Source organism: Allobosea sp. TAB14, from assembly GCF_052113865.1.
Lineage (GTDB): Bacteria > Pseudomonadota > Alphaproteobacteria > Rhizobiales > Beijerinckiaceae > Allobosea > Allobosea spartocytisi.
Map to the genome: position 1 here is coordinate 11,071 of NZ_JBFRDQ010000005.1, position 18,786 is coordinate 29,856.

An 18,786-nucleotide genomic window follows, 5' to 3' on the forward strand; every position below is an offset into this window, starting at 1 on the left:
ATGTCCGACTACAAGCCAGCTCCGGTCGATGGCGCCGAGATCGAGCGCTCGCTGCGCGAGGCCGCGCGTGAACGCATCCTCGTGCTCGATGGCGCGATGGGGACGCAGATCCAGGACCTCAAGCTCTCGGAAGCCGATTTCCGCGGCGAGCGCTTCAAGGGGTTCAACCACGACCTCAAGGGCAACAACGACATCATCGCCCTGACGCAGCCCGACGCGCTGCGCGACATCCATCTCGCCTATTTCCGGGCCGGTGCCGACATCGTCGAGACCAACACCTTCTCCGGCACCTCGATCGCCCAGGCCGATTACGGCATGGAGGCGCTGGTCTATGAGCTGAACGTCGAATGCGCCCGCATCGCCCGCGAGGCAGGGGCCATCGCGCAAAAGGAGGATGGCCGCCGCCGCTATGTCGCCGGCGCCATCGGCCCGACCAACCGCACGCTCTCGATCTCGCCGGACGTCAACAATCCCGGCTTCCGGGCCGTGACCTTCGATCAGGTCCGCGACGCCTATGCCGAGCAGGTGACGGGGCTGATCGACGGTGGCTCGGAACTGCTGCTGATCGAGACGATCTTCGACACGCTCAACGCCAAGGCCGCGATCGTCGCGATCGAGCAGGTGTTCCGGGCCAAGGGCATCCGCCTGCCGGTGATGATCTCCGGCACGATCACCGATCTCTCCGGCCGCACGCTGTCGGGCCAGACGGTCGAGGCCTTCTGGAACGCTGTGCGCCATGCCGCGCCGCTGACGGTCGGGCTCAACTGCGCGCTCGGCGCGCGCGAGATGCGGGCGCATATCAAGGACATGTCGCGTGTCGCCGACACGCTGGTCTGTGCCTATCCCAACGCCGGCCTGCCCAATGAATTCGGCCTTTATGACGAACGGCCCGAAGCCACGGCCAAGATGCTGGCCGAGTTTGCCGATGCCGGCTTCGTCAATGTCGTCGGCGGCTGTTGCGGCACCACCCCGGATCACATCCGTGCCATCGCCGGGGCCGTCGCCGGCAAGGCGCCGCGCCAGATGCCGGAGGTGAAGCCCTATCTCAGGCTCGCGGGTCTGGAGCCCTTCACGCTCGACGAGACCATCCCCTTCGTCAATATCGGCGAGCGGACCAACGTCACCGGCTCGGCGAAGTTCAGGAAGCTCGTCACGGCCGGCGACTATGCGGCCGCGCTCGACGTGGCGCGCGACCAGGTCGCCAACGGTGCGCAGGTCATCGACATCAACATGGATGAGGGCCTGCTCGATTCCGAGAAGGCGATGACGGAGTTCTGCAACCTGATCGCCTCGGAGCCGGATATCAGCCGCGTTCCGATCATGGTCGATTCCTCGAAGTTCCATGTCATCGAGGCCGGGCTGAAGACGATCCAGGGCAAGCCGATCGTCAACTCGATCTCGATGAAGGAGGGCGAGGCGGCTTTCCTCGAACATGCCCGCATCTGCCGGAACTACGGCGCGGCCGTCGTCGTCATGGCCTTCGACGAGGCCGGCCAGGCCGACACCTATGCTCGCAAGRTCGARATCTGCMMGCGCGCCTACAAGCTCCTGACCGAGGAGATCGGCTTCCCGCCCGAGGACATCATCTTCGACCCGAACATCTTCGCGGTGGCGACGGGCATCGAGGAGCACGACAATTACGGCAACGATTTCATCGAGGCCACGAAGACGATCCGCGAGACCCTGCCGCATGCGCATGTCTCGGGCGGTGTCTCCAACCTGTCCTTCTCGTTCCGCGGCAACGAGAAGGTCCGGGAGGCGATGCACTCGGTCTTCCTGTACCACTGCATCAAGGTCGGCATGGATATGGGCATCGTCAATGCGGGCCAGCTCGGCTCCTATGACGATCTCGACCCCGAACTGCGCGAGCTCTGCGAGGATGTCGTCCTCAACCGCCGCAAGGATGCGACCGAGCGGCTGCTTGAGGCGGCGCCGCGCTTCAAGGGCGATGGTTCGGTCGCGACGTCCGGCAAGGACCTGGCCTGGCGGGAGCTGCCGGTCGAGAAGCGGCTTGAGCATGCGCTGGTCGCCGGCATCACCGAATTCATCGATATCGACACGGAAGAGGCGCGGCTGAAGGCCGAGAAGCCGCTCCATGTCATCGAAGGGCCGCTGATGGCCGGTATGAACGTGGTCGGCGATCTGTTCGGCGCCGGCAAGATGTTCCTGCCGCAGGTGGTGAAGTCGGCCCGCGTGATGAAGCAGGCCGTCGCCTATCTCATGCCCTATATGGAGGAGGAGAAGCGCCTGAATGGCGGCGGCGAACGCTCGGCCGCCGGCAAGGTGCTGATGGCGACGGTGAAGGGCGATGTCCACGAYATCGGCAAGAACATCGTCGGCGTCGTGCTCCAGTGCAATAATTACGAGGTCATCGACCTCGGCGTGATGGTGCCGACGCAGAAGATCCTCGACACGGCACGCAAGGAAAACGTCGATATCATCGGGCTCTCCGGCCTGATCACGCCCTCGCTCGACGAGATGGTGACCGTCGCCTCCGAGATGGAGCGCGAAGGGTTCGACATCCCGCTGCTGATCGGCGGGGCGACGACGAGCCGCGTCCATACGGCGGTGAAGATCCATCCGGCCTATGAGAAGGGCCAGACGGTCTATGTTACCGACGCGTCGCGCGCTGTCGGCGTGGTCTCGACCCTGCTCTCGCAGGAGCAGAAGCCGGCCTATGTCGACGGCATCAAGGCCGAATACGCCAAGGTTGCCGCCGCCCATCGCCGCTCGGAGGCCGACAAGCAGCGCCTGCCGCTGGAGAAGGCGCGCGCCAACGCCTTCAGGCCGGACTGGACGAGCTATCTGCCGCCGAAGCCGAGCTTCCTCGGCACCCGCGTGTTCCGGACCTATGACATCGCCGATCTCGTGCCGGTGATCGACTGGACGCCGTTCTTCCAGACCTGGGAGCTGAAGGGCCGCTTCCCGGCGATCCTGGAGGACGAGAAGCAGGGCGAGGCGGCGCGCGCGCTCTGGGACGATGCGCAGGCGATGCTGAAGCGCGTCGTCGAGGAGCGCTGGTTCAACCCGAAGGCGGTGATCGGCTTTTGGCCCGCGAACGCCGTCGGTGACGATATCCGCCTCTATACCGGCGAGAGCCGGGTTCTGGGGCTATGCGCCGGATGAGGCCTTCTCCAACGAGGATCTGATCCGCGAGGAATATCAGGGCATCCGTCCCGCGCCGGGCTATCCGGCCCAGCCCGACCATACGGAGAAGGCGACGCTGTTCGAGCTGCTGCAGGCGGAGCGGCGCGTCGGCGTGAAGCTCACCGAGAGCTATGCGATGTGGCCGGGCTCCTCGGTCTCGGGCCTCTATCTCTCGCACCCGGAGGCCTATTATTTCGGCGTCGCCAAGGTCGAGCGCGACCAGGTCGAGGACTATGCCAAGCGCAAGGGCATGAGCATCGAACAGGTCGAGCGCTGGCTGGCGCCGATCCTGAACTACGACGCCAGCGCCTATCGGTTGCAGGCGGCGGAGTAGGCAGGCAGCAGGCGTCATGCCCGGCTCGACTCGGATTCTCCAGCTGGGGGCCGAGCCCAGCGTCCCCTCCTGAACGAGAGCCTCGGCTCTGCGCTTCGCTACGCCCGGGAATGACGCCGCGAATGCCGATTATACAGATCGGACTTGTTGAATTGTCGCGCCGGCTCGTTTAACCCGCGCCGGTCGGGAGTTGCCCGGCGGCAAGCCGGGCGGAGTGACCATGGCCGACGATAACGACGATTACGTCTACGACGAGGCGACGGGCGAGTGGCGCCCGGCTTCGGAGGTGGCGGCTGCGGCTGCCGCGACCGCACGCGTCGAGGTCCGCGATGCCGCCGGCAATGTGCTGGCCGACGGCGATTCCGTCGTTCTGATCAAGGATCTCAAGGTGAAAGGCGCCGGCCAGACCCTGAAGCAGGGGACGGTGATCCGCTCGATCCGCCTGACTGATGATCCCGACGAGATCGATTGCCGCCACGATGCGATCAAGGGGCTCGTGCTGCGCACCGAGTTCGTGCGCAAGCGCTGAGGCGCCGGCGACCGGCGCGCTGCGCCGGGGCCTATACGAGACTCACTGTGCCAGGCGCAATGGCGGGCTTGCCAGGGGACGATCGAACATCTGCAAGGTGTTGCCGCCGGTCATGCCGGCGACGTGAAGCGCGGCATGGGCCTCGGCGAAGAGGGCCGCGGGATCGCGGTGGCGTTCGCCATTGAGGACGACGGCGCCGATCGAGATCGTGAAGTCGATCACCGCATGTCCGCGCATGATCGGGCGGGACAACAGATGCTGCGCGTTCTCGAGACTGGCGGCGAGGCGCTGCTGCCCGGCCGACATCCGCAGCAGCAGGGCGAACTGGCTCTTGCCGATGCGGCTGCTGGCGAAAGCATCGGGGAAGAGCCGGGCGAGCCGCTCTTCGAAGCGGAGCAGCAATTCATCGCTGGCTGCTGGCCCGAAAGCATCGACGATGTCGTGAAAATCATCGATGTCGAGCATAATCAGCGCGAAGGTTTCCTGTTCGAGGCGCCGGTCGAGCAAGGTCTGGGCGACGAGGTCCTCGAAGCTGCGCCGAGCCGAGCGCTCGACGAGTGGATCGCGCTGCTTCAGCGTGGCGAGGCCTGTCCAAAGGCCTTTCTCGGCGGTGACATCCTGCTTCGAGCCGAAGATGCGGAACGGGCGGCCATGCTGATAGCCGACGCCGACGATCAGGCGCATCCAGCGCTTCTCGTTGCTTGCGGTGCGAATGCGGCAGTCGAGGGAGAAGGCCTCGCCGGTGCGGATCGCCTTGCTGCGCAGCCGATCCATCTCGGTGCGCGAGCTTTCCTCATAGAGGTCGAGGATCGAGGAACGCTGGATCGTGGAGCCACGCTGCAGGCCGAACAGATCGTAGACCCCGTCGGTCCAGCTCAGCGACACGTTTGCGAGATTGCACTCCCAGGCTCCGATGGAGGAGGGCTTGCCGGAAACCCGACAGAGCTCCGAAGCGATGCGCTGCTGCTCGATGTTCAAGGCCATCCCCTCCGGTCGCCTAGCCGGACAAACTACAATAGAGCAGGGGAGTTAAGCGAGCCTTGTGAGAGCTTCCCGGGGCATGCGGCTCCTCACGGGATCGCGATCAGGCCATGCGCGCGCCCTGCGTCGCGGCGAGCAGGTCGCGTAACGTCGTGATCGTGGAGGAATCGGCGACGCCGTCGACCTTCTCCGGGCGCCAGTGGCGCTGGAAGGCGGCGACGACCGCTTCCAGCTTCTCGTCGAAGACGCCGTCGACCGCGACGCCATAGCCGAGCATGGCGAACATGGCCTGCAGCGCCTCGACCGGCTGGCCGCTCTCGCCACGGGCGAAGAAGCGCCCGCCGCGAATCGGTGGGGCTTCGGTCCAGAGGCCGACGCCGCCTTCTGCGAAATGCCGCCAGGGAAATTTCTCGCCGGGGTCGATCTTGCGGCCGGGCGCAACGTCCGAATGGGCGAGCACCCGCTCGGGCGGGATCGACCAGCGCTCGCAGATGTCGCGGCAGAGGTTCAGCGTCGCTGCGATCTGGGCGTCGGGAAAGTCGGGCAGGCCGCCGGGGTGGCCGGGATTGGCGATCTCGATGCCGATCGAGCAGGAGTTGATGTCGGTCTCGCCGGCCCAATGCGAGGCGCCGGCATGCCAGGCACGCCGGCCCTCCGGCACGAGCTGGAGCGTATGGCCGTTCTCGAAGACGAAATAATGCGAGGAGACCTGCGAGACCGGGTTGCACAGCCATTGCAGCGCCTCTCCCGCGACCGGCATGCCGGTGTAGTGCAGGATCAGCATGTCGGGCCGGCGGCCGGGCGTGCCGTCGGGGTTCTTCCGCTCGCCATGGTTGGGCGAGGGGAAGATCTTGGCGGCGAAGCGGCTGTCCGGTCCGGCTGAGGCGGGATTGGCTGCGGCGGAGCTGACGATCTCGTCCATGGGATGGCGTGTCAGGCGGGCTGATGCGAGAGGCGGCGATGCAGGCCGCGCTCGTGCTGGATCGCATCCCAGGCGGCATTGATGGCCGCGAGACGCTTGGTCGCGATCGCGACGGCTTCGGCCGGAAGGCCGCGCGCGATCTCGCGGTCCGGATGCGTCGCCGCGACGAGGCGGCGATAATGCCGTTTCAACTCGTCGTCGTTCATCTCGCGGTTGGCGCCGATGACCAGATAGGGATCGTCGCGCCGGCGGACATGCCGCGCCTCGATGCGGGCGAAGTCGCTGTCGGCTATGCCGAAGATACCGGCGACGGCACGGAGATAGGCATGCTCGGCCTCATGGATCGCGCCATCGGCGGCAGCGATCAGGAAGAGGCCGTCGAGCACGTCCTCCAGCAGCGCCGGTTCGTCATGGAACGCGCCCGCGATCTGCGTGGCATAGGCCTCGAAGCCGGCGCTGGTCTGCTTGGCGAGATTGAACAGCGCCTCGACACGCTCCTGCTGATCGGCCGGCACGTCGACGATGCGCCGGAACGCGGTGACCTCGTCACAGGTCACGACACCGTCTGAGCGCGCCATCTTGGCGGCCAGCGCGACGAGGCCGGTGGTGAAGACGAGCTCGCGTGGGGCCGGGCCGAAGGGAGCGCCTTCGCGATCGATCAGCACATGCCCGGCGAGAGCCCCCAGGAGCGCGCCCAACGGGCCGCCCAGCGCGAGCCCAAGCCCGCCGCCACCGAGCGCACCCCAGAATGATGAAGCCATAAAAGGCCGGGTCTCCCGTGAATCCCATGCGCCGAAGCGCGGCTTGCATGATGGGAGCGCGGAGGGCTGCGATCAAGAGGCGGCCGGTCGACGAGCCCGCAACGCGACGGCCTGACGCATCGAATCGTACGAATTGATCGGAATGCGGCGGAAACGTGGCCGCGATTCGCTTTTGTTGCTTCGCGGCGCCTCCCGATGCGCCGGCGAAGCTTATAGGGGCGCCGAATACGTTTAAATACTTCACAGCTTAATATAGATTAAATTCCGCGTTGCACAATCTACATGGTCTTTTTCTGTCGATGGCGCCAGATTATGGACACATTCCATCAGCATTTGACCGCACCTTCCAATCAGTTCTGTCCAGATGAGGTTCGGTTCATCATGCGGTATGTCTTTGGCGGTCTCGCTGTTGCGCTCCTGATTAGCCTTCCCGCGATTGCGTCGGCGGGGGAATTCGTGAACGCGGAAACGGACCCCAGGGCGCTGCTCGTTCGGGACGCTGAAATCGCTCGCGAGAAGGCCGGCGACACGACCGGAAGTCTGGGCGCTGCCGCGACCAAGGCGCCGGCGAAAACGGGCAAGGAAGCCCGGGCCGCCGCGAAGGAAGATCTCCGCCACGTCAAGGCCGCCGAGGCGCGCTCCGGCAGGACGCCGCTCGCCGCGCCGGCCGGTTCCGAGGGGCTGAGGGCGCTGGTCGCCCGCCATGCCGCCGAGAACGGGATTCCGTTCTCGTTGGCCGATGCTGTGGTGCGGATCGAGAGCCGCTACAACCCGCGCGCATCCCATGCCGGCAATTTCGGCCTGATGCAGATCCGCCATCAGACTGCACGCGGCCTGGGCTACTCCGGCGGTGCGAACGGGCTGCTCGATGCCGAGACCAATGCCCGCTACGGCATGAAATATCTGGCGATGGCCTATCGGATGGCCGGCGGCGATACCTGCCGCACCGTCATGAAGTACCAGAGCGGCCATATGACGACGCATATGAACGGCGCCAACCGCACCTACTGTGCCAAAGTGCGCACCATCACCGCTCGCAACTGACCGCTATTTTGCGGCCGTGCTTGACGCCGGCCGCGCCAGCGCGCATCTCCCCCTCGCCAGTCGGCCGGACGGCCGCTCCCGCTTGCGGGGGAGGAAAGTCCGGGCTCCACGGAAACACGGTGCCGGATAACGTCCGGCGGGGGCGACCCCAGGGAAAGCGCCACAGAGATCGAACCGCCTTCGGCTTCGGCCGCAGGTAAGGGTGAAAAGGTGCGGTAAGAGCGCACCGCGGGCCCGGCAACGGGGCCGGCATGGCAAGCCCCACCGGGAGCAAAACCGAATAGGGACGATGCTTTCCGCGCAAGCGGGGAGGGGCTGGTTTCTGAGCCTTGTCGTCCGGGTTGGTTGCTCGAGGCGCGCAGCAATGCGCGTCCCAGAGGAATGGCCGTCACGTTGCGGAAGAAATTCCGCAGCCATCCAGAACCCGGCTTATAGGCCGACTGGCACCTACCGGATGCGGAAAGGGCCGGGAGCGATCCCGGCCCTTTCGCTTGTCCTGCACCGTGCGGCTCTCAGGCGACCTTCAGCTCGACGTCGATGTTACCGCGGGTGGCGTGGGAATACGGGCAGACGATATGGGCCTTCTGGACGAGGTCCTCGACCACCGCCCTGTCCACGCCGGGAACGGAGATCGTCAGCTTGGCCGCAATGCCGAAGCCGGTGCCGTCGTCGCGCGGGCCGATGCCGAYATCGGCGCTGACGCGSGCSTCYKSYGGGATCTTYACCTKCTCYTTGCCGGCGACGAACTTCAGCGCGCCGAGGAAACAGGCCGAATAGCCCATCGAGAAAAGCTGCTCCGGGTTGGTGCCGTCGCCGCCGCCGCCGCCGAGTTCCTTCGGCGTGTTCAGCACGAGCTTGACGTTGCCGGTATCGGTCGCGGCCTGGCCTTCGCGGCCGCCGGTGGCGGAGCCATGGGCGGTGTAGAGGATCTTCATGGTCGGGTTCCTTCTCTCTCGGGTAAACCAATGCTTGYCATTTAGATTGTGTGCAATTAGATTGTCAACAATGAAATTTGAGATGATCACGCGGAGTTGATTGTCGCTCCGGTTTCGGCTTTGCGTTGAGAAGGCGATGGCAGAGGCATGATGGTGTCCGGGGACAAATCCGACCGCGAGCAGAGCGACGCCGCAACGCCGCGGCTCGACCAGCAATTGTGCTTCGCGATCTATCAGGCGAGCCATGCCTTCAACCGCGTCTACCGGCCGGTGCTGGCCGAGCTYGGGCTGACCTATCCGCAATATCTCGTCATGCTCGCATTGTGGGAAGATGACGGGCCGACGGTGAAGGTGCTCGGCGAAAGGCTGATGCTGGATTCCGGCACGCTGACGCCGCTGCTGAAACGGCTCGAGAGTGCGGGCGTCCTCCGGCGCGAGCGCGACGCGGCCGATGAGCGGCAGGTGCGCATCCATCTGAGCGAGAAGGGCGAGGCCCTGCGCGCACAGGGCCGTCGCGTTCAGGAGGCGATCGGCTGCGCTCTGGGCGCCACCGCGCCCGGCGCCAAGGGGCTGCGCGAGCAGCTCGGGCTTGTCCGGGATGCCCTGCTGGCGGCCGCCCGCGAGGACTGAGCGGAAATTTTTTCAGGTTCTCGCTCGGTCCGCCGCTTTGAATTGCGGCGGAAACGAGGCGAATTCCCCGTGCTTACGGATACTTAACCATAACGGGCTGTGATGGCAGCGAGCCATCGCAGGCACCGACTCGTGCCGGCGATTCCATTGACGCCCATRWTTGCCCATGATATCCCAAATCATCCCGTCGAAGCCGACAGGCAGTTCTCAGATCAGGCTCCGTGTGCCGCGCGGATTTTGGTCGCCGGGCGCTGCTTGCCTGCTTCGACGGAGGGGTTTTCCGCCGCAGGGACCTGTGTCCGGCGGTGATGTGGAGAGCAGGCCGGGAGGCGGCGTTGATGGACCGCTTCGTCTCGAACTTCACCAACCGGCTGGACGCCAAGGGGCGCGTTTCCATTCCTTCGAGCTTTCGCTCCGTTCTTGCGAAGGACGGCTACGAGGGGCTTTACGTCCATCAGGGGCTCGACCTGCCGGCGCTCGATGCCGGGGGCAACGCGCTGCGGGCGACGATCGACGACATCCTGGCGCGCTTCTCGCCGTTCTCGGACGAGTGGGAGCTGCTCTCGACGGCGCTGAACGGCACCTCGGAGGTGCTGAAGGTCGACCCGGAAGGGCGGATCGTGCTGAGCGAGGCGCTGAAGGCGCATGCCGGCATCGGCGACGCGGTGACGTTCGTCGGACATGGCCACAAATTCCAGATCTGGGAGCCGGAGCGCTTCCGCGCCCATCTCGACGCGGCGCGGAGCCGGCTGCGCGACGTCAAGCGGACGCTTGGAGGATTGACCGTTACGGCAGGAGGTTCGAGCTCATGACGGACCAGGGTGACCGTCGTGACGGTGCCGGTGGCGAGGCGCCTCGTCACGTGCCCGTGCTTCTCGCGGAGGTTCTGGCCGCGCTCGCGCCGAAGCCGGGCGGGCGCTATCTCGACGGCACCTTCGGGGCAGGGGGCTACAGCAAGGCGATCCTCGATGTCGCGCCGGATGCGATCCTGCTCGGGCTCGACCGTGATCCGAGCGCGATCGCAGGCGGGGCCGATCTGGTTGCGGCGATGGCCGGGCGGCTGACGCTGTCGCAGGCGCGCTTCGGCGAACTCGCCGAGGAGGCCGAGCGCTTCCGCATGGTCCCGCTCGACGGCGTCGTGCTCGATATCGGCGTCTCGTCGATGCAGATCGATCAGCCCGAGCGCGGTTTTTCGTTCCGCTTCGACGGTCCGCTTGACATGCGCATGAGCGGCGAGGGGCAGAGCGCCGCCGACATCGTCAACGAGGCCGAGGAAGGGCTGCTCGCCAATATCTTCTATCACTATGGCGAGGAGCGCCGGTCGCGCGCCGTGGCGCGGGCCGTGATCGAGGCGCGCCGCAAGGCGCCGCTGGCCACGACGAAGCAGCTTGCTGATCTCGTCGCCGGCATCGTCAGGGGCGAGCCCGGCGGKGCGCATCCGGCGACGCGGGTGTTCCAGGCGCTGCGCATCGCGGTCAATGACGAGCTCGGCGAGCTGGTTCGCGCCCTGCATGCGGCGGAAGCCGTGCTGGGTCCGGGCGGACGGCTCGTCGTCGTCACCTTCCATTCGCTGGAAGACCGCATCGTCAAGCAGTTCCTGGCCGAGCGCTCCGGCCGCATGCCATCCGGCTCGCGCCATGCGCCCGCGGTTACGTCAGCGCAGCCGACCTTCCGCCTCGTCGAGAAGGGCGCGGTCGCGCCCTCCGAGGCGGAGATGCGGGCCAATCCGCGCGCGCGCTCGGCCAAGCTGCGTGTCGCCGAGCGCAATGAGGCGCCGCCACGCCGGGCCGAGGCCGGGCTCGTCGCGCTCGCCGGCATTCCCGAACCCTCGCCACGCCGGAGAAGCTGAGCGTGATCAAGTTTCTCCATGTCATCGCCATCGGCGCGCTCGTCTCCTCGGCGGTCTATGCCTACACGATCAAGTACGAGACGACGCTGGCGACCGAGCACCTGCAGAAGCTCAAGACCAAGACGCAGCGCGAACGCGACGCGATCCAGGTGCTCAAGGCGGAATGGCAGTTCCTCAACCGCCCTGACCGCGTCCAGACGCTGGCCGACCGGCATCTCGATCTGCAGCCCTTCCAGGCGACGCAGGTGGTGAAGCCGTCCGAGATTCCCAATCGCGGCCCCAAGGTCGATGCCATCGGCCGCAAGCTCGAGGATCTGGGCCTCGGCCTGCCGACGGAGACGCCGAAAAGCGCCAAGGCGAGCGCGACCACGCCCGGAGCCATGCCATGACCGACACGACCCGGACCGAACAGGCCCCCGCGGCCGAGACGGAAATCTTCGAGGCGCCCGTCCAGCGTTCGCGTCTCGCCTGGCTGCGCGACGTCTTCCATATGAGTGGCGAGAAGGCGCAGCCGCGCGTCGGCCTCGTCATCCTCGGCTTCTCGGTGCTGTTCATCGCGATCACCGCCCGGCTTGCGCTGCTGGCGACGCTGCCGAACGAGCAGGTCGGCATCCGGCGGGCGAGCTCGAACGCGATTTCGGCGGCCCGGCCCGACATCGTCGACCGCAATGGCGAGATCCTCGCCACCGATATCGGCGTCGTCTCGGTCTTCGCCGAGCCGCGCAAGATCCTCGACAAGGACGARGCGACCGAGCTTTTGACGGCCGTGCTGCCCGAACTCGACGCCAAGGATCTGCGCGACAAGCTCGGCACCAAGAAGGGCTTCGTCTGGGTCAAGCGCGAGATCACGCCGCGCCAGCAGGCCGAGGTCTATCGCCTCGGCATCCCCGGCGTCGGCTTCCTGCCCGAGCACAAGCGCTTCTATCCGAACGGCCCGGCCGCCGCGCATGTGCTCGGCTTCGCCAATATCGACAATATCGGTATCGCCGGGATGGAGAAGTACATCGACTCGCAAGGGCTGCAGGACCTGAACGGCGCCGGCCTCACCAGCCAGGCGAGCGACCTGAAGCCGATCAAGCTCTCGATCGATTTGCGCGTCGAGCATGTGCTGCGCGACGAGTTGGTCAAGGGCATGGAGCGTTTCAAGGCGATCGCCGCCGCGGGCGCGATCATGGACGTCACCACCGGCGAGGTCATTGCGCTGGTCTCGCTGCCGGATTTCGACCCGAACAATCCGGTCGATGCGCTGGAGAAGGACCGGATCAACCGGATGAGTGTCGGCGTCTACGAGATGGGCTCGACCTTCAAGGCCCTGACCATCGCGATGGCGCTGGAYTCCGGCAAGGYMAACATCAACTCCASCTWYTCGACYGCMGGCGGCATGATGCGSTTCGGCCGCCAGGTCATCAAGGAATATCACGGCACCGGCCGGACGCTGACCGTCCCCGAGGTCTTCGTGCACTCCTCGAATATGGGCTCGATCAAGATGGCGCTGGCCGTCGGCGTCGAGGGCCACAAGGCCTTCCTCAAGAAGATGATGCAGCTCGACCGGATGACGACGGAGCTGCCGGAGAGCGCCGCCCCGATCGTTCCGCAGCGCTGGGGCGAGATCAACACCGCGACCATCGCCTTCGGCCACGGCCTTGCCGTCGCGCCGCTGCAGGCGATCGCTGCCGTCGGCGCGCTGGTCAATGGCGGCTATCTGATGAAGCCGACCTTCCTGAAGCGCTCGCAGGAGGAGGCGATGCAGGTCGCGACCCGCGTGATCAAGCCGGAGACCTCCGAGGCGCTGCGCTTCATCATGCGCATCAATGGCGAGAAGGGCTCGGCCAAGAAGGCGGATGTCGCCGGCTATTTCGTCGGCGGCAAGACCGGCACGGCCGAGAAGGTCATCGGCGGTCGCTATTCCAAGAACAAGAACTTCACCACCTTCACGGCCATCGTGCCGTCCGACAAGCCGCGCTATCTCTTCCTCACCATCTATGACGAGCCGAAGGGCTATGCCGAGAGCGGCGGTTATTCGACGGCGGCCTGGAACGGCGGCGTCACCACGGGCAAGCTGATCGAACGCGCGGCTCCGCTGCTCGGCGTCGCACCGCGCTTCGACCCGCCGCCTTCGCCCTTCCCGCTGATGGCGAAGCTCGGGGCCTGGGGCTCGCGCTGATCTCGGCCTATAACGGTGAGCATGACGATGACCGGACTGAGCCTCGGAGACCTCTTTCCCGAGACCTTCGAGGCTGACGCCGCCAGTCAGCCGGTACATGGCGTCGCCTTCGACAGCCGCAAGGTCACGGGGGACGACGTCTTCGTCGCGCTTGCCGGTGCCAAGGCGGATGGCGCGCGCTTCATCATGGACGCGGTCGGGCATGGCGCCATCGCCGTCGTTTCGGGCGGCCCGCGCCCGGCGGATTTGCCGGCCGGCGTCGCCTTCGCCGAGGTCGAGGACCCGCGCCTCGCGCTGGCGCTGGCGGCGGCGAAGCTCCATCCGCGCCAGCCCGAAACCATCGTCGCTGTGACAGGGACGAGCGGAAAATCCTCGGTCGCCGACTTCACCCGCCAGATCTTCCAGTCGCTCGGGCGCTCCTCCGCCAGCGTCGGCACGATCGGCGTGGTCACCGCGAAGGGTGCCGATTACGGCTCGCTGACCACGCCCGACCCGCTTTCGCTGCATGCCACGCTCGACAGGCTGGCCGGCGAGGGCGTCTCCCATCTCGCGATGGAGGCCTCCTCGCATGGGCTCGACCAGCGCCGGCTCGATGGGGTGCGTCTGAAGGCAGGAGCCTTCCTCAATCTCGGCCGCGACCATCTCGACTATCACCCGAGCGTCGAAGAGTACCTCGCCGCCAAGCTCCGGCTCTGGGAATTGCTGCCGGCCGGGGCGCCGGTTGTGATCAACCGGGACGAGCCTTATGCCGAAGAGGCGGCGCGCGCCGCTGAAGCAGGCGGGCACCCGATCATCGGCGTCGGCCGCAAGGGCGAGACGCTGACGCTGCTGGCCAATGAGCGGGACGGTTTCGTGCAGCGGCTGACCATCGGTTTCGGCGGTGAGCGGATTTCGGTTTCGCTGCCGCTGGTCGGTGACTTCATGGCCGGAAACGCGCTGGTCGCGGCCGGGCTCGCCATCGCGACCGGCGAGGATAAGCGACGGGCGTTAGAGGCGATTTCCGGGCTGGAGGGGGTGGCGGGACGGCTCGAACGGGTCGGCGAAGCCAATGGCGCGCTCGTCGTCGTCGACTACGCCCACAAGCCCGATGCGCTCGCCGCGGTTCTGACGACGCTTCGTCCCTATGCGACGGGGCGACTGATCTGCGTCTTCGGCTGCGGTGGCGACCGCGACAAGGGCAAGCGCCCGTTGATGGGCGCCATCGCAGCCGAGAAGGCCGACATCGCCATCGTCACCGACGACAATCCACGCAGCGAGGATCCGTCGGTGATCCGGGCCRAGATCATGGCCGCCTCGCCGAGGCTCCTGGAAATCGGCGACCGCGAGGAGGCGATCAGAAGCGCGGTATGCATGCTGATGCCTGGGGATTTGCTGGTCGTGGCCGGAAAAGGCCATGAAACCGGCCAGATCGTGGGCGAGCGCACATTGCCGTTCTCCGATCACGACGTGGTCCGGAAAGCGTTGTCGGAGATCCAGTGATGAGCGCGCCCTTGTGGAGCGGAGACACGTTGATCGCCGCGCTTGGCGCGCGGTCCGAAGGCGCCGTGCCGCCGGTTGTGACCGGCGCCTCGATCGACACCCGCACGCTGGAGCCCGGCGACGTCTTCTTCGCCATCACCGGCGAGGCGCGTAACGGGCACGACTTCGTCAAGGGCGCGCTGGAGAAGGGCGCGGCGCTCGCGGTGATCGATGAGGCCCATGCGGCGGAATTCAACGGGGCGGGCGCGCTCGCCATCGTTCCCGATGTGCTCAAAGCGATGGAGGCTGCCGGCTCGGCCCGCCGGGCGGAGCTGAAGGCCGGTGTCGTCGCCGTCACTGGATCGGTCGGCAAGACCGGCACCAAGGAGGCGCTGCGCCTCGTGCTGTCGCGGCAGGGCAGGACCCATGCTCCGGTCGCCTCCTACAACAACCATTGGGGCGTGCCGCTGACGCTGGTTCGCACCCCGGCCGATGTCGCCTATGGCGTTTACGAGATCGGCATGAACAGCCCCGGCGAGATCGTGCCGCTGGCGCGGCTGGTGCGCCCGCAGGTCGCCATCGTCACCACGATCGCGCCGGTGCATCTCGCCGCCTTCGCCTCCCTCGAAGGCATCGCGGAGGAGAAGGCCGGGGTCTATTGGGAGCTCGAAAAGGGCGGCACGGCGATCGTCAATGCCGACATCCCGCAATCCGAACTGCTGCGCGACATCGCCAAATCCGGTCCGGCCGGGCGGATCATCACTTTCGGCGAAAGCCCCGATGCCGATGTCCGGCTCGTCTCCTGCGCGCTGAAGCCCGACATCTCGACGGTCGAGGCGCGGGTGCTCGGCCAACCGGTGACCTACAAGCTCGGCAGCCCGGGCAAGCATATCGTGCTGAATTCGCTCGCTGTGCTCGCCGCCGTCCATGCGCTCGGCGCCGATCTCGCGCTGGCCGCGCTGGCGCTCGCTGATCTCAGGCCGCCGGCGGGACGTGGCGCGCGACAGGTGCTGCAGATGCCGGGCGGACGCTTCACGCTGCTCGACGAAAGCTATAACGGCAACCCCGCCTCGATGCGGGCCGCGATCGAGAATCTCGGACGCCTGCCGGTCGAGGGCAGGGGGCGGCGCATCGCGGTGCTCGGCGATATGCTCGAGCTCGGTCCGAGCGGGGCTGAGCTGCACAAGGGGCTGGCGGAGCCGCTCGTCACGAACGGCATCGACAGGGTCTTCGCCTGCGGACCGCTGATGAAGGGGCTCTATGAGAGCTTGCCTTCGGCCATGCGGGGGGCTTATGCCCCCGCGGCGGGCGAATTGGAGCCGCTCGTGCTCGATGCGGTCCGCGCCGGTGACGTCGTCACGGTCAAGGGATCGCTGGGCTCGCGCATGGGGCCGATCGTCAAGGCGCTCCTCGCGCGCTTTCCTGCCGTGCCGTCCGAAGACTGAACCACCCTCCGAACGTTTCCCGAAAGATCACCAAGACATGCTCGCCTGGCTCGCCGAATTGTCCGGCACCTTCCCCGCGCTGAACGTCTTCCGCTACATCACCTTCCGGGCGGGCGGGGCGACGGCGACGGCGCTGCTCTTCGTCTTCTTCTTCGGGCCGGCGGCGATCTCCTGGCTGCGCATCAAGCAGGGCAAGGGCCAGCCGATCCGCACCGATGGCCCTGAATCGCATCTCGCCAAGCGCGGCACGCCGACCATGGGCGGGCTGATGATCCTATCCGGTCTGTTCGCCGCCGTGCTGCTCTGGGGCAATCTGCGCAACCCCTATGTCTGGATCGTGCTGGGCGTCACCGCTGCCTACGGCGCCATCGGCTTCTATGACGACTTCCTGAAGGTGACGAAGCAGTCGCATAAGGGTTTCTCGGGCAGGGCGCGCATCGCCATCGAGGTCGTGGTCGCGCTGATCGCCTGCTACCTCATCATGCAGATTCAGCCCCCGGTGATCTCGTCGGGCTTCGCCATGCCCTTCCTCAAGGAAGCGATCATCCCGCTCGGCATCCTGTTCCCGCTGGTCACGGCCTTCGTGGTGGTGGGCGCCGGCAATTCCGTGAACCTGACGGACGGACTCGACGGGCTCGCCATCGTGCCGGTGATGATCGCGGCCGGCACCTTCGGCTTCATCTCCTATCTCGTCGGCAACGTCATCTTCGCCAACTACCTGCAGATCCATCACGTTCCCGGCGCGGGCGAGCTTGCGGTGATCTGCGGGGCGGTGATCGGGGCGGGGCTCGGCTTCCTCTGGTTCAACGCGCCGCCGGCCCAGATCTTCATGGGCGACACCGGCTCGCTCGGCCTTGGCGGGCTGCTCGGCACCATCGCGGTGGCGATCAAGCATGAGATCGTGCTGGCCGTCGTCGGCGGCCTCTTCGTGGTCGAGGCGCTGTCCGTCATCATCCAGGTCGGGGTGTTCAAGCGCACCGGCAAGCGCGTCTTCCTGATGGCGCCGATCCACCACCATTTCGAGAAGCTGGGCTGGACCGAGCCGCAGGTGGTGATCCGCTTCTGGATCATCTCCGTGGTGCTGGCGCTGGTCGGCCTCGCCACGCTGAAGCTGCGTTGAGAGCGGAAAGATGACGCCCGTCACGGTCTTCGCCGGGCGCAAGGTCGCCCTGTTCGGCCTCGGTGGTTCCGGCCTCGCCACGGCACGCGCGCTGAAGGCGGGCGGTGCCGAGGTCGCCGCCTGGGACGACAATGAGAAAAGCCGCGAGAAGGCGGCGGCCGAGGGCATCGCCGTCGTCGATCTCGCCAGCGCCGACTGGTCGGGCTTCGCGGCTTTCGTGCTCTCGCCCGGCGTGCCGCTGACCCATCCCGAGCCGCACTGGACGGTCGGGAAGGCCAACGCAGCCGGTGTCGCGATCATCGGCGATGTCGAATTGTTCTTTCTGGAGCGGGCGAAGATCGCGCCGGCTTCTCCGGTCGTCTGCATCACCGGCACCAACGGGAAGTCGACCACGACGGCGCTGATCGCGCATGTGCTGAAGCAGGCCGGTCGCGACGTCCAGATGGGCGGCAATATCGGCACGGCCGTATTGGCGCTGGAGCCGCCGGCGGCGAACCGCATCCACGTCATCGAGTGCTCGAGCTACCAGATCGACCTCGCGCCTTCGCTGACTCCGAGCGTCGGCATCCAGATGAATCTGACGCCGGATCATCTCGACCGGCATGGCTCGCTGGAGAACTATGCGGGGATCAAGGAGCGGCTGGTTTCGGCGGCGGACATCGCCGTGGTCGGCGTCGATGACGAGCCTTCCAAGCAGATGGCGCGCCGCCGCGCCGCCGGGGGCCGCCCGCTGGTGAAGATCAGCGGCGAGCAGCCACTGGACGAGGGCGTCTTTGCGGGCGTCACCGCCAATCAGGGCCGGCTCGATACGCGCATCGTCGAGGTCAAGGACGGCAAGCCCCGCGTCGTCGCCAATCTCGCCGGCATCGGCTCCTTGCGCGGCTCGCACAATGCGCAGAATGCGGCCGCGGCCTTCGCTGCCTGCTCGGCGCTGGGCCTGAGCGCGGAGGAGATCGAAGCGGGCTTCAAGACCTATCCGGGGCTGGCGCACCGCATGGAGGAACTCGGCCGGATCGGCCGCGTCGTCTTCATCAACGACTCCAAAGCCACGAACGCGGATTCCACGGAGAAGGCGCTGACCTCCTTCCGCGATATCTTCTGGATCCTCGGCGGCAAGGCCAAGGAGGGCGGCATCGAGTCCTTGCGCCGCTATTTCCCGAACATCGCCAAAGCCTATCTGATCGGCGCCGCGAGCGACCTCTTCGCCGCGACCTTCGACGATGAGGGGCGCGTCGCCTATGAGCGCAGCGTCACGCTCGACAAGGCGGTGGCCGATGCGACGCGCGACGCGCTGGCGAAATCCGGCGAGGGCGAGATCGCGGTGCTGCTCTCGCCGGCCTGCGCCTCCTTCGACCAGTTCCCGAATTTCGAGGTGCGCGGCGAGGCGTTCCKCAAGCTGGTCATGGCGTTGCCGGGAATCGAGCCTTTCGGGACTGCCGGAAAGCCGGCTGCCCCGAAAGGGTAGTC

The 18,786-nt window shown here is 66.7% G+C and carries 15 protein-coding genes, 1 other RNA gene and 1 pseudogene; 13 read left to right on the plus strand and 4 right to left on the minus strand.

Translation table 11 applies throughout. The annotated features are described in order from the left end of the window. Window positions 1-3,481: pseudogene (gene metH / locus AB4Y99_RS01460) on the plus strand (methionine synthase). A 220-nt stretch (window positions 3,482-3,701) separates the two neighbouring features. Next, window positions 3,702-4,010 carry an alkylphosphonate utilization protein gene (locus AB4Y99_RS01465; protein ID WP_113252492.1) on the plus strand — a complete coding sequence of 103 codons (309 nt, stop codon included), beginning with the start codon at window positions 3,702-3,704 and terminating at the stop codon, window positions 4,008-4,010. A 42-nt stretch (window positions 4,011-4,052) separates the two neighbouring features. Here the strand turns inward: AB4Y99_RS01465 and AB4Y99_RS01470 are convergent, their stop codons facing one another. The 3 genes from AB4Y99_RS01470 to AB4Y99_RS01480 form a co-directional block, all read right to left on the minus strand. Continuing rightward, on the minus strand, window positions 4,053-4,994 hold the full coding sequence (locus AB4Y99_RS01470) for a diguanylate cyclase domain-containing protein (protein ID WP_441522128.1): 942 nt from the start codon (window positions 4,992-4,994) through the stop codon (window positions 4,053-4,055). 100 nt (window positions 4,995-5,094) lie between these two features. Beyond that, a complete protein-coding gene (locus AB4Y99_RS01475) occupies window positions 5,095-5,913 on the minus strand; it encodes an N-acetylmuramoyl-L-alanine amidase (protein WP_441522129.1) in 819 nt (272 codons plus the stop codon). Window positions 5,914-5,924: 11 nt separating this feature from the next. Then, complete coding sequence (locus AB4Y99_RS01480; protein WP_038358897.1) at window positions 5,925-6,674, minus strand: molecular chaperone DjiA; 750 nt, start codon at window positions 6,672-6,674, stop codon at window positions 5,925-5,927. Window positions 6,675-6,986: 312 nt separating this feature from the next. Between AB4Y99_RS01480 and AB4Y99_RS01485 the strand changes: the two genes are divergently transcribed. Together AB4Y99_RS01485 and rnpB are read left to right on the plus strand one after the other, a co-directional pair. Next, entirely contained in the window at window positions 6,987-7,718 is a 732-nt protein-coding gene (locus AB4Y99_RS01485) for a lytic transglycosylase domain-containing protein (RefSeq protein ID WP_441522130.1), read from the plus strand. Window positions 7,719-7,774: 56 nt separating this feature from the next. Further along, an RNA gene (rnpB, locus tag AB4Y99_RS01490) (RNase P RNA component class A) lies at window positions 7,775-8,166 on the plus strand. Between the two features lie 64 nt (window positions 8,167-8,230). Here rnpB and AB4Y99_RS01495 read toward each other — a convergent pair. Then, the gene (locus tag AB4Y99_RS01495; protein ID WP_441522131.1) at window positions 8,231-8,653 is read right to left on the minus strand and encodes an organic hydroperoxide resistance protein; all 423 of its coding nucleotides are present in this window, start codon (window positions 8,651-8,653) and stop codon (window positions 8,231-8,233) included. A 147-nt stretch (window positions 8,654-8,800) separates the two neighbouring features. Here AB4Y99_RS01495 and AB4Y99_RS01500 point away from each other — a divergent pair, with 147 nt between their 5' ends. From AB4Y99_RS01500 to murD, 9 genes are all read left to right on the plus strand, one after another. Then, complete coding sequence (locus tag AB4Y99_RS01500; RefSeq protein WP_113252488.1) at window positions 8,801-9,283, plus strand: MarR family winged helix-turn-helix transcriptional regulator; 483 nt, start codon at window positions 8,801-8,803, stop codon at window positions 9,281-9,283. A 338-nt stretch (window positions 9,284-9,621) separates the two neighbouring features. After that, on the plus strand, window positions 9,622-10,095 hold the full coding sequence (locus AB4Y99_RS01505; protein WP_051987495.1) for a division/cell wall cluster transcriptional repressor MraZ: 474 nt from the start codon (window positions 9,622-9,624) through the stop codon (window positions 10,093-10,095). After that, window positions 10,092-11,132 carry a 16S rRNA (cytosine(1402)-N(4))-methyltransferase RsmH gene (gene rsmH, locus AB4Y99_RS01510; protein WP_441522132.1) on the plus strand — a complete coding sequence of 347 codons (1,041 nt, stop codon included), beginning with the start codon at window positions 10,092-10,094 and terminating at the stop codon, window positions 11,130-11,132. The genes AB4Y99_RS01505 and rsmH overlap by 4 nt, the downstream gene beginning before the upstream one ends. Window positions 11,133-11,134: 2 nt before the next feature. Then, entirely contained in the window at window positions 11,135-11,521 is a 387-nt protein-coding gene (ftsL, locus tag AB4Y99_RS01515) for a cell division protein FtsL (protein ID WP_441522133.1), read from the plus strand. Continuing rightward, entirely contained in the window at window positions 11,518-13,296 is a 1,779-nt protein-coding gene (locus tag AB4Y99_RS01520; protein WP_441522134.1) for a peptidoglycan D,D-transpeptidase FtsI family protein, read from the plus strand. Before ftsL ends, AB4Y99_RS01520 begins: the two co-directional genes overlap by 4 nt. Window positions 13,297-13,323: 27 nt before the next feature. Continuing rightward, window positions 13,324-14,775, plus strand: coding sequence for a UDP-N-acetylmuramoyl-L-alanyl-D-glutamate--2,6-diaminopimelate ligase (locus AB4Y99_RS01525; protein WP_441522135.1), 1,452 nt, complete (start codon window positions 13,324-13,326; stop codon window positions 14,773-14,775). Continuing rightward, window positions 14,775-16,199, plus strand: a complete 1,425-nt coding sequence (locus AB4Y99_RS01530) for a UDP-N-acetylmuramoylalanyl-D-glutamyl-2,6-diaminopimelate--D-alanyl-D-alanine ligase (protein ID WP_441522136.1) — start codon at window positions 14,775-14,777, stop codon at window positions 16,197-16,199. The genes AB4Y99_RS01525 and AB4Y99_RS01530 overlap by 1 nt, the downstream gene beginning before the upstream one ends. Window positions 16,200-16,236: 37 nt before the next feature. After that, entirely contained in the window at window positions 16,237-17,319 is a 1,083-nt protein-coding gene (gene mraY, locus AB4Y99_RS01535; RefSeq protein WP_441522137.1) for a phospho-N-acetylmuramoyl-pentapeptide-transferase, read from the plus strand. A 10-nt stretch (window positions 17,320-17,329) separates the two neighbouring features. Then, window positions 17,330-18,784 carry a UDP-N-acetylmuramoyl-L-alanine--D-glutamate ligase gene (murD, locus tag AB4Y99_RS01540; RefSeq protein WP_441522138.1) on the plus strand — a complete coding sequence of 485 codons (1,455 nt, stop codon included), beginning with the start codon at window positions 17,330-17,332 and terminating at the stop codon, window positions 18,782-18,784. Window positions 18,785-18,786: the final 2 nt, after the last annotated feature.